The organism is Roseibium album (assembly GCF_001404515.1).
GTDB lineage: Bacteria > Pseudomonadota > Alphaproteobacteria > Rhizobiales > Stappiaceae > Roseibium > Roseibium album.
The window spans coordinates 616,160-627,684 of sequence record NZ_CXWE01000003.1 but is presented as its reverse complement, the minus strand read 5'-3'; the positions used below and the strand labels follow the sequence as shown (position 1 = coordinate 627,684).

Here is an 11,525-nt window from a genome sequence, read left to right as displayed (position 1 = left end):
GTCGACCCGGTCTAGATCGAATCTCCGGTTTCTGCCTTGAAGCCCTTGAATTTCGTCAGAATTTCAGCAGCCGTTTCTTCCACCGAACGGCGCGTCACGTCAATCAGCGGCCAGCCGTTTTCCGAACAGAGCCGCCGGGTCATGTTGATTTCCTGCGAAATTTCCTTCCGGTCGACATAGGTGTCGTTGTAACCCTCTGAATTCAAAGACAGAACCCTGTTACGCCTGATCTGCTGGATACGCTCAACGGATGCGATCAGGCCGACAATCATCGGTCCTTTCAGTGCCTTCACATGATCCGGAAGGGGAATACCGGGAACCAGCGGAACATTTGCTGCCTTGATGCCACGATTGGCCAGATAGATGCAGGTCGGTGTCTTGGATGTTCTGGAAATGCCGATCAGGACAATATCGGCTGATTCCAGATCGTCCCAGACCTGACCGTCATCATGCAGCATCGTGTAGTTGAGGGCCTCCATTCGCCGAAAATATTCGGCGTCGAGTTCATGTTGCCCGCCGACACGATGGGTTTGCGTCACGTTGAGGTAGGATTGGAACACGGCGAAGACCGGATCCAGGATATTGACGAAGGGAATACCAAGTTCCCGGCATTTCCTTTCCAACCGACTGGCGATTTCGTCATCCACGAGCGTGTAAAGGACGATACCAGGCGCGTTTTCAATTTCCGAAATGACCCGGTCCAGCTGTTTCGACGAGCGGACGAGCGGATAAACATGCTCTATTTCCTGCACGTTTTCATATTGAACCGTCGCGGCACGGGCGACCGTCATCAGGGTTTCACCGGTCGAGTCGGACACGAGATGCAGATGAAAATAGTGTCTCGACTTGTTCACGGTGTCATCCCCAGGGCTGTTGAAGAATTGGGAGTTAAGTCCCAGATTGAGTGCGTAGCACGAAGTTTATGCCCGCTCAGCAATATTTGTTAACAATCCTTTAACGCGCGGAAACTGACTCCGAAACGATTGTGCGTCGATGTGGATTCACAATCAGGCTGTGACATATCGACAGATTTTCCACCTGCTCGCAATTCCTTAACGAAAGATAAACACGCTTCCAAGTAGCTGGATTCAATTCATAAATCAGTTTATCGACTCTTGGGGAAGGATTCTTTCGCTGTCTGTGTGTGATTTATCCTGCCAGGAATTTTGCGCAAACGCATTGTGGATAGAAAATGATCCCTGTAATCCACGCGCAATAAATAAAAACAGATTCAAAATAAGAATCTTGTTTGGTTTGAAATGTGGGAAAGGCGCTACCTCATGAAATCCCAAGATAGAGCCGTTATGCGGGTTCTCTCAGGAGAAAAGATCTGGCCGCCTCCCATCTGGATGATGCGTCAGGCCGGACGGTATCTTCCCGAATACCGGGAAGTCCGGAAGAACGCTTCCAACTTCCTGGACTTCTGTTACTCCCCCGATCTTGCAACTGAAGTCACACTGCAGCCGATCCGCCGGTATGGTTTTGATGCGAGTATTCTGTTTTCGGATATCTTCGTCGTCCCCGATGCAATCGGATACCCTGTCCGTTTTGAAGAAGGACGTGGTCCGGTTCTGGAACCACTGTCTTCAGACCTTCTTGATCGTCTGGAACAGGACAGGGCCGAGGATCATCTGAAACCGGTCATGGAGACAGTTTCGCGTCTCCGGGGGGAACTCCCTGACGAAACAACACTGCTTGGCTTCTGTGGAGCTCCCTGGACGGTTGCCTGCTATTCCGTTGCCGGACACACGACGCAGGATCAGGTTGCCGCGCGTGTCGGGGCCTATCGTGATCCGGACCTCATGCAGCGGTTTGTCGATCAGCTTGTCACCGCGTCCATCAGATACCTGATCCGCCAGCTGGATGCCGGCGCCGATGCGGTGCAGATATTCGACACCTGGGCCGGAGTTCTGGATGATGCCGGGTTCCGTCGCTGGTCGATCGAACCAACCAAAAAGATCGTTGATGGCGTGCGGGCCATCCGGCCGGACGCGAAGATCATCGGTTTTCCAAAGGCGTCTTCAGCAAGAATAAAGACCTTCATCGAGGGAACTGGTGTTGATGCCGTCGGTTTCGACTGGACTGCTCCTGATCATCTTGCGCTCGACATCCAGAAAAAAGTTCCGATCCAGGGGAATCTCGACCCGATGCGGCTGGTTGCTGGTGGCAAGGCTCTTGAAGATGGAGTTGCCCACATTCTGGAAACATTTGACAAGGGACCCCTGATCTTCAATCTCGGGCACGGGGTTACACCGGATGCGGATCCCGACAATGTCAAACGTATGGTCGAACAGGTCCGGAGAGGCTGAATAATGGATCTGTTCCTTTGGGTAAAATCGCTGCATGTGATTTCGATAATCGCCTGGATGGCGGGCATGCTTTATCTGCCGCGACTGTTCGTCTACCACGCCGAGGCCGAGGTCGGCTCCGAGAAGTCGGAAACGTTCAAGGTGATGGAACGCAGGCTGCTGAAAGCGATCATCAATCCGGCAATGGTTGCGTCCTGGATTTTCGGGCTGTGGGCAGCTTACGAGCTGTCTGCGTGGCAAGACGGATGGTTCCATGCAAAACTGACGCTGGTGCTCATCATGTCTGGTGTTCATGGTTATCTCAGCAAATGCGTGAAAAACTTTGCGGCGGACCAAAACACCAAACCGGCAAGGTTTTACAGGATCCTGAATGAAGTCCCGACCGTGCTGATGATCTGCATTGTCATACTGGTGATCGTCAAACCTTTCTGACTGATTTGAAAACAGGCGATGTCGTGGGGATTGTGGTTTCGCGGCTGTCTTCAACTCGCCGATTTGCAAGCAATTGCGAGCCCGGGAAACCAGCAGATTTGTGGGCTTGCGATTCACTTTAAAACAAAGTATCTTCGCGCCACTTCAAATCGGTGCAGTGTTGGTTTCAATTCGATACGTTTCACCGAACAATCTGGACACGTCTAAAAGTCTCTCAGATATCTTCTGGCCGACCCATCACCCCCGGCACGGAACGACCCTCCCAATTTCATCCCTAAAAAAAGACAGACCCAAACTCGATGCGGGAAATGAAACTCAAAGACCTAAAAGCAAAAACACCGACCGAGCTATTGCAAGCTGCCGAGGAGCTCGAAGTCGAAAACGCGAGCACCATGCGCAAGCAGGAGCTGATGTTCGCTATTCTGAAAAACCTGGCTGCGCAGGATGTCGAAATTATCGGCGAAGGCGTTGTGGAGGTCCTGCAGGACGGTTTTGGCTTCCTGAGATCTCCGGACGCCAACTATCTGCCTGGACCGGATGACATTTATGTCTCTCCCTCGCAGATCAGGCGTTTTTCGTTGCGGACAGGCGATACGGTCGAAGGACAGATTCGCAGCCCGAAGGAAGGAGAGCGGTATTTCGCCCTTCTGAAGGTCAATACGATCAACTTCGAAGATCCCGAAAAAGCCCGTCACAAGGTTCACTTCGATAACCTTACGCCGCTCTATCCGGACGAACGATTCCGGATGGAGATTGAAGATCCCACCATCAAGGATCTGTCATCGCGGGTAATCGATCTGGTCGCACCGCTCGGCAAAGGCCAACGTGCCCTGATCACGGCGCCTCCACGGACGGGTAAAACTGTATTTCTGCAGAATATTGCCAAATCCATTACCAACAATCATCCGGAGTGCTACCTGATCGTTCTTCTGATCGATGAGCGGCCGGAAGAAGTCACCGATATGCAGCGTACGGTGAACGGAGAGGTTGTTTCCTCAACCTTCGACGAACCGGCGTCACGTCACGTGCAGGTCGCCGAAATGGTGATTGAAAAGGCCAAACGTCTGACCGAACACGGTCGGGACGTTGTCATCCTGCTTGATTCCATCACGCGTCTCGGACGCGCCTACAACACTGTTGTTCCATCGTCTGGCAAGGTTCTGACCGGTGGTGTCGATGCAAATGCGCTGCAGCGTCCAAAACGGTTCTTCGGTGCGGCCCGAAATATCGAAGAGGGTGGGTCGCTGACGATCATCGCGACGGCCCTGATCGATACAGGCAGCCGCATGGATGAAGTCATCTTCGAAGAATTCAAGGGAACCGGTAACTCTGAAATTATCCTTGACCGCAAGATTTCCGACAAACGCGTCTATCCGTCGATCGATATTCAACGTTCCGGAACTCGTAAGGAAGAACTTCTCGTTCCCCATGAGCGTCTCAAGAAGACATTCGTGTTGCGTCGTATTCTCAACCCGATGGGTACCGTCGATGCGGTCGAGTTCCTTCTCGACAAGCTGAAACAGACCAAGTCCAACGATGAGTTCTTCGACAGCATGAATACCTGATACTTTTTGGAAGAAACATTTTGGCAAGGCGCGAACCGGCAGGTTTGCGCCTTTACCTTTGGTAGTCCTGTTTCACGTGAATCCGTCTGAACCTGTTGAATCGGAACCGTTCTGATGACCCGAAACATTTTCCTTGAGACCGATCGTCTGTTGCTTCGTGCTTGGGAGGAAACGGACATTGAACCATTCGCGGAGATTTGTGCGGATCCGGAGGTAATGCGGTATTTTCCCGATGTCATGACCCGAGAAAAATCGGAATTTCTGGTTTCCAGGTGTGTTGATAAACAAGACAGGGACGGTTTCTGTATGGCTCCCGTCGAGATCAAGGAGTCGGGAGAATTTCTCGGATTCGTTGGATTGAACCGACCGAGTTATGCCGCACCGTTGCCTTTTGAACCCTGTGTCGAGATTGGCTGGCGGCTTAAACAATCCTGTTGGGGCAAAGGATATGCAAGCGAGGCAGCGAACGCCTGGCTTCGATTCGGTTTTGAAACCATCGGGCTCGATGAGATCGTTGCATTTACAATTCCTGCCAATAACCCCTCCAGGCGGGTCATGGACCGAATAGGCATGCGCAGGGACCCGGATGGAGACTTTCTACATCCGTCTTTACCTGCGGATCATCCAGTGGCCCCGCATGTCTTGTACAGGTTGTCAAAACACGACTGGATTTCGCAGCAGGGTGAATAAGGCTCGTCGCTCCGATTCACGTGAAACACGATACGGTCACAAGACAGTATCTCCGGTTGACGTGCATCGTCCCCATCAATATCGATTCGCGTCCGAACCAACAGGATGACAGATCGGGAAGTGTTTCCCATCTCTCAAGACGCTTTCTGTCATTCTATGAAGGATCCAGTTGTTCAAGACTATCGGGTCGCTCGTTTCAGTCCAATCGAACTTGATTGATTCACGTGAAACACTCGCCAAGGCGTTTCACATTCGTCTTTCACCTCAGCATCCGCATTTGATTCGTCTGCGGAACATTGATCAGAGGGTGGTACCGCGGACCGGCCAATCGGTTCGAGGGAAGAACCGCCTCGCCGTTTGAGAGAACCTTTCAGTTTTCGCACCTGTTTGCTAAAGAGGCGAACTCACACATTGCAGTTGGGAGTATTTGTACTTTCCCAAAAACTCTCCCGGAAAGAAAACCATGGCAGAAACGATCTTTGCACTTTCAAGCGGCGCGGTGCCTTCGGGAGTGGCTGTCATTCGTGTTTCGGGTCGTGAAACCAAAATGGTTCTGGAAAAGATCTGCGGAAGGGTTCCGGACGCCCGGAAGGCATCGGTTACCAGGCTGAAAGATCCGGCAACCGGAGAGGTGCTCGACGAAGCACTGGTGTTGTTTTTCGAGGGTCCGAGGAGCTTTACCGGCGAAGACGTTGCTGAACTTCACTGCCATGGCGGCAGAGCGGTCGTCGGCAAGGTGCTCAGTGAGTTGGGGAAGTTTGAAAACTGCCGGCCTGCGGAAGCAGGCGAATTCACGCGACGGGCTTTTTATCATGGTCGGATGGACCTGACGGAAGTTGAAGGCCTTGCAGACCTGATTGCGGCGGAAACGGAAAGCCAGAGGAAACAGGCTGTCCGGCAGATGGGCGGTGCGCTCGGTGAGCTTTATGAAGGCTGGCGCTCAAGGCTGATCCATATGCGTGCGATGATCGAGGCCGATTTTGACTTTGCCGATGAAGAGGATGTGCCCGGCAGCGTCGCAGATGAGGTCTGGTCGGAAGCCGCGGCCCTCCATGGCGAGATTGCAATCCATCTGGACAAGTCGAAAAGCGGAGAACGCCTGCGTTCCGGTTTGCAAGTCGTTCTCATGGGTGCGCCGAATGCCGGCAAATCCAGTTTGCTGAATGCTATTGCCGGTCGGGATGTCGCCATTGTCACAGAAGAAGCGGGGACGACGCGTGACGTCATCGAGGTTCATCTCGATCTCGGAGGATATCCGCTTACGCTGGTCGATACCGCCGGACTTCGGGACGCAGGGGGAATTGTTGAAAGGGAGGGGATCCGCAGGGCACAGGCCAGGGGACAGGAAGCTGATCTGATCCTTTGGGCGATGGAACTGGATGGTGTGCCTTATGATGATCCTGTCAGCGGTCTTCCGGAAGAGTTAAGGGAAAAGATCCCACTCTGGATCGTTCGAACGAAAAGCGATCTTGTGACTCTTCCGGAACAAGACTCTTCCGGAACAATCAAGGAAATCTCCTGTTCGGACAGAAATGAAGAAGGCGTCAAGATGCTAATCAGCGCCCTGACACGTTTTGCCGAAGAAACGATTTCCCTCGGTGAAGCACCACTTGCAACGCGTGAACGGCACCGGCATTACCTGTCAAATTGCCTGACGGGTTTGAAAACGGCGGTGCATGCCAACCATCTGCCGACAGAATTGCGAGCTGAAGACCTGCGGCGCGCTGCTGATGCACTCGGTCGGATTACTGGACGAATTGACGTGGACGATCTCCTGGATGTCATCTTCCGGGACTTTTGTATTGGCAAATGAAGTTTCACGTGAATCAAGTCTACCCAAGGATCGATTCTGTACCGGAACATGTTTCACGTGAATCATCAGCCTTAAGATCCGCTATCCAGGAGTTGACGAAATTTCCAGGATTCGTCCAATCGAATTCCGCTTTGACCCAGATGGCGTCTCGCATTATAACGGCGCACAGGAACTGCCGGTTTAGACCGCATATGATAGTCCGGCATGATGCCGGCGACCGATCCCTGAAAATGATCTGGATATTACCGGGTGCTTGTCTGAAGTGCCTGTGTGGACGGTGAGACCATGAGTGACCAGAAACTGAAATTCGACGTTGTGGTGATTGGCGGCGGTCATGCGGGCTGTGAAGCAGCGGGAGCGTCCGCGCGTGCTGGTGCATCGACCGCACTCGTTACTCACAAGTTCGAAACGATTGGAGTGATGTCCTGCAACCCGGCGATTGGCGGCCTTGGCAAGGGGCATCTGGTTCGCGAGATAGATGCACTTGATGGTCTGATGGGCCGGGTCGCGGATCAGGGCGGCATTCAGTTCCGCATGCTCAACCGGCGCAAAGGTCCGGCCGTCCGGGGTCCGCGTGCGCAGGCAGACCGTAGACTTTACCGTGAAGCCATGCAGCGCGAGATTGCCGGCATCGAAAGTCTGACGGTTGTCGAAGGCGAAGCCCACAAGATCCGCTTTGCAGGTGACGGACCAAGCTCTGCTGTTTCAGGGATTGATCTTGCCGACGGTCGCATTGTGTCCTGCAAGGCAATCGTATTGACCAGCGGTACCTTCCTGCGCGGGCTAATTCATATTGGTGACAGGAAGATACCGGCAGGCCGTTCAGGTGAGGCGCCCGCTCTGGGGCTGTCGGCCTCCCTTGAAGAGATCGGCTTTGAACTCGGGCGTCTCAAGACAGGCACACCGGCGCGACTTGATGGTCGAACAATCCACTGGGATCGCCTGGAGGAGCAGCCTGGCGATGACGATCCGGTTCCGTTTTCAACATTGACCTACAGGATCGAAACCCCACAGATTCCGTGCCATATCACCCGAACCACTCCTGAGACCCATAAGATCATTCAGGACAATCTTTCCCGTTCCGCCATGTATTCAGGGGAGATAAAAGGACGGGGGCCGCGATACTGTCCTTCGATCGAGGACAAGATCGTTCGGTTCGGCGAAAGAGACGGGCATCAGATCTTCCTTGAACCGGAAGGACTTGATGATCACACCGTTTATCCCAACGGCATATCGACTTCGCTTCCGGAAGACGCGCAACTCGCATTTTTGAAAACCATTCCAGGTCTCGAGGACGTGACGGTTATTCAGCCTGGTTACGCGATCGAGTACGATCATGTGGATCCGCGTGAGCTTCGTCCGACACTGGAGGCGAAACGCTGCCCGGGGCTTTATCTCGCAGGTCAGATCAATGGAACGACAGGGTATGAAGAAGCAGGGGCGCAGGGGCTTGTTGCCGGTGTCAATGCCGCGTTTCAGACAGCAGGCAAGGAACCCTTTGTCGTAGACCGGTCGCAGGGATACATCGGTGTGATGATCGACGACCTCGTGACGAGGGGTATTACCGAACCGTACCGCATGTTCACGTCAAGAGCGGAATACCGTTTGTCGCTGCGGGCCGACAATGCGGATCAGCGATTGACTCCGCTCGGAGTGGAAAGGGGTTTTGTGTCCGATACCAGACGTCTGGCATTTGACACCAAGATGGCGAAGATCGAGCAAGCCCGCGACCTTCTTGAAACCCTTTCGGTGACGCCTTCGGAAGCACGGAAAAAGGGATTGCCTGTGAACCAGGACGGAATTCGCCGGTCTGCGTTCGATCTGCTGTCCTACCCGAATGTGACCTATGAGATGCTCACAACGATCTGGCCGGAGCTTGGTGCGGTCGACCGGGGAATAGCGGAGCAAGTTGCGACTGATGCCCTCTACGCCGTATACCTCGACAGACAGATGGCGGATATCGAAGCATTGAAGCGCGACGAAGCCTTGCGAATCCCCGATGATTTCGACTACGAAGCGATTGTCGGATTGTCCAACGAGGTGAAACAGAAGCTGATCGATGTTGGACCAGCAACGCTTGGGCAAGCGTCACGAATGGACGGCATTACGCCTGCTGCACTGACATTGATCCTGTCCCATCTCAAGCGCAGTTCCCGCAAGGGAGCCGCCTGATGGCGCGGCCGGTGGTGTTGAACGACACTGGACAGATTGTGCATAAGTATGGGGATGTTTCACGTGAAACTTTGGAAAGGCTCCAGATCTATGTGGACCTTGTACTGAAGTGGCAGCCCGCGCAAAACCTTATCGCACCGTCCACTATTGCGGATATCTGGACACGGCATGTTGCCGATAGTCTGCAGACCCAGTGGCTCGATCCTGCAGCCCGTGTATGGGTGGATATCGGCAGCGGAGGAGGTTTTCCGGGTATTGTCACCGCGATCCTGCTGGCAGACGAACCGGACGCGCATGTGCATCTGATCGAAAGCAATCAGCGCAAGGCTGCGTTTCTGCGCACTGCACTCCGGGAAACGGGCTCGACCGGTACTGTCCATCCGGGACGTATCGAATCGGTGGCGAAAGACTGGAGACATGGCCCGGTCGATGCCATTTCGGCTCGTGCCCTGGCCTCTCTCGACCTGCTTTTTAGCCTGTCAGAACCGTTTACAGCGGCGGGAGCGGGTGCTGTTTTCCACAAAGGTCAGGATTTTCAGAGAGAAGTTAACGAAGCCTCTGACGCTTGGAACTTCGATCTGGTAGAAAAGGTAAGTCTTGTAGATCCTGTGAGCCGGATGCTTGTTTTCTCAAATATATCAGCCCGGACGGACTAACCAGGAAAGTGTCGTGGCAATGAGCATGCTTCCCGAAACACCTCGCGTCCTCGCGCTCGCGAACCAGAAAGGCGGGGTGGGAAAGACCACGACCGCCATCAACCTCGGCACAGCGCTGGCGGCAATCGGGGAAAAGGTGCTGGTCATCGATCTCGATCCCCAGGGCAATGCGTCCACCGGTCTGGGCATTGAACATCGCGACCGGGGGTTGTCTACCTATGAAGTCCTGAGTGGAGACTGCTCGCTGGCCGAGGCTGTGCGGGAAACAGCGGTGCAACGGCTTTGGGTGGCTCCGTCGACGATGGACCTGCTTGGCCTTGAGCTTGAGATTGCATCGACGAGTGACCGCGCTTTCCGCCTTCGCAACGCGATCGAGAATCTGACGCGCTCACGTCTGTTCCAGGAAGTCGGCTTCACCTATGTCCTGGTCGATTGTCCGCCATCGCTTAACCTTCTGACAATCAATGCACTTTCGGCATCGCATTCTATTCTTGTGCCACTCCAGTGTGAGTTCTTTGCGCTTGAGGGCCTTAGCCAGTTGCTCAGCACGGTTGAACAGGTCAGGGACGCATTGAATTCAGAACTCAGTATTCATGGCATCGTGCTCACCATGTATGACAGCCGCAACAATCTTTCCAGCCAGGTTGTTGCCGATGTTCGCGAGACGATGGGCGATGCGGTTTACGAGACAATCATTCCGCGAAACGTTCGTGTTTCGGAAGCACCATCTTATGGCAAACCGGCGTTGCTTTATGATCTGAAATGCGCCGGGAGCCAAGCCTATCTTCGGCTGGCGTCCGAAATCATTCAACGGGAACGTGAATTGCGCCGCGTGGCTGCCTGACTGTCGCCGTGATGCGTTTCCGGATTGAATTCAGGTTTGTGACGGCGTGAAAGGCCTTGCTGTCACAAGCTAATCTTTTGAAATATAAGAAGAAAATGGTGCGTTATGGCTGACAAGGACGTCAAGAACAAACGTTTGGGTAGAGGTCTGGCTGCTCTGATCGGAGATTCGGCTCCTGAAGCTGTGGCAACCCCGGAGAAAGTCGTTCGGGACAGCCGCAGGGTTCCTATCGAACACCTTGAGCCGAATCCTCGCAATCCACGCAAGACCTTTACGGAGAAGGATCTTGGCGACCTCGCGGAATCGTTGAAAGCGAAGGGAATCGTTCAACCGATCCTGGTGCGCCCGGCAGCAGGAAAAACCAACCGCTTCGAGATAATTGCCGGCGAGCGGCGCTGGAGGGCCGCGCAGCGGGCGGGGCTGCATGAAGCCCCGATTATCATTCGCGACGTTACCGATCAGGAAGCGCTCGAACTTGCGATTATCGAGAACGTGCAGCGTGCTGACCTCAATCCGATCGAAGAAGCAATGGGTTACGATCAGCTGACCGCGGAGTTCAAGTATAGCCAGGGCGAACTGGCGAAGGTTATCGGCAAGAGCCGCAGCCATGTCGCCAACACGATGCGGCTTCTGAAACTTCCGAATTCTGTCAAGGATTACCTCGCCGAAGGCCTGCTGACGGCTGGCCATGCGCGTGCGCTGATTACCGTTGATGATCCGGCCGCGCTCGCTGAACTGATTGTTGAGAAGGGCCTGACTGTTCGGGATGCTGAAAAGATTTCACAGGACCCGGCAGCCCTTGCGAAGCTGAAGGGTGAAAAAGTCCAAAGCGAAAAGCCCCAGAAGGATGCGGACACCAAGGCGCTGGAAAAACGCTTGACCGACACCTTGGGCCTGAAGGTGGTTGTTGGACACAAACCCGGAAAAGAATCCGGAGATCTCAAAATCAAGTACACCTCATTGGAGCAGCTTGACGAGATCTGCAGGAAACTTGGTGTCGAAACACGCTAAGTGTCTGAAAAGATAGATATTTCTATCAAACTG

Annotated in this window: 10 protein-coding genes; 9 read left to right on the top strand and 1 reads right to left on the bottom strand. The window is 53.8% G+C overall.

Features of this window, described 5'->3' with window-relative positions:
* Positions 1 to 11: 11 nt before the first annotated feature.
* Entirely contained in the window at positions 12 to 854 is an 843-nt protein-coding gene (locus LA5095_RS12415) for a pyruvate, water dikinase regulatory protein (RefSeq protein WP_173937334.1), read from the bottom strand.
* Between the two features lie 426 nt (positions 855 to 1,280).
* Between LA5095_RS12415 and hemE the strand changes: the two genes are divergently transcribed.
* The 9 genes from hemE to LA5095_RS12370 all read left to right on the top strand — a co-directional run bounded on the left by hemE (position 1,281) and on the right by LA5095_RS12370 (position 11,492).
* Positions 1,281 to 2,309, top strand: a complete 1,029-nt coding sequence (gene hemE / locus LA5095_RS12410) for a uroporphyrinogen decarboxylase (protein WP_055115679.1) — start codon at positions 1,281 to 1,283, stop codon at positions 2,307 to 2,309.
* A gap of 3 nt (positions 2,310 to 2,312) precedes the next feature.
* Entirely contained in the window at positions 2,313 to 2,741 is a 429-nt protein-coding gene (gene hemJ / locus LA5095_RS12405; RefSeq protein ID WP_055115275.1) for a protoporphyrinogen oxidase HemJ, read from the top strand.
* Between the two features lie 299 nt (positions 2,742 to 3,040).
* Positions 3,041 to 4,306: a transcription termination factor Rho gene (rho, locus tag LA5095_RS12400; protein ID WP_055115273.1), complete on the top strand. Its 1,266-nt coding sequence runs from the start codon at positions 3,041 to 3,043 to the stop codon at positions 4,304 to 4,306.
* A 114-nt stretch (positions 4,307 to 4,420) separates the two neighbouring features.
* Complete coding sequence (locus tag LA5095_RS12395; protein ID WP_055115271.1) at positions 4,421 to 4,996, top strand: GNAT family N-acetyltransferase; 576 nt, start codon at positions 4,421 to 4,423, stop codon at positions 4,994 to 4,996.
* Between the two features lie 463 nt (positions 4,997 to 5,459).
* The gene (mnmE, locus tag LA5095_RS12390) at positions 5,460 to 6,809 is read left to right on the top strand and encodes a tRNA uridine-5-carboxymethylaminomethyl(34) synthesis GTPase MnmE (protein WP_055115269.1); all 1,350 of its coding nucleotides are present in this window, start codon (positions 5,460 to 5,462) and stop codon (positions 6,807 to 6,809) included.
* A 285-nt stretch (positions 6,810 to 7,094) separates the two neighbouring features.
* Positions 7,095 to 8,981, top strand: a complete 1,887-nt coding sequence (gene mnmG, locus LA5095_RS12385; protein WP_055115677.1) for a tRNA uridine-5-carboxymethylaminomethyl(34) synthesis enzyme MnmG — start codon at positions 7,095 to 7,097, stop codon at positions 8,979 to 8,981.
* Positions 8,981 to 9,637: a 16S rRNA (guanine(527)-N(7))-methyltransferase RsmG gene (gene rsmG / locus LA5095_RS12380; protein WP_055115267.1), complete on the top strand. Its 657-nt coding sequence runs from the start codon at positions 8,981 to 8,983 to the stop codon at positions 9,635 to 9,637. The genes mnmG and rsmG overlap by 1 nt, the downstream gene beginning before the upstream one ends.
* Before the next feature lie 19 nt (positions 9,638 to 9,656).
* Complete coding sequence (locus LA5095_RS12375; RefSeq protein WP_055115265.1) at positions 9,657 to 10,481, top strand: ParA family protein; 825 nt, start codon at positions 9,657 to 9,659, stop codon at positions 10,479 to 10,481.
* A 105-nt stretch (positions 10,482 to 10,586) separates the two neighbouring features.
* Complete coding sequence (locus LA5095_RS12370) at positions 10,587 to 11,492, top strand: ParB/RepB/Spo0J family partition protein (protein ID WP_055115264.1); 906 nt, start codon at positions 10,587 to 10,589, stop codon at positions 11,490 to 11,492.
* Positions 11,493 to 11,525: the final 33 nt, after the last annotated feature.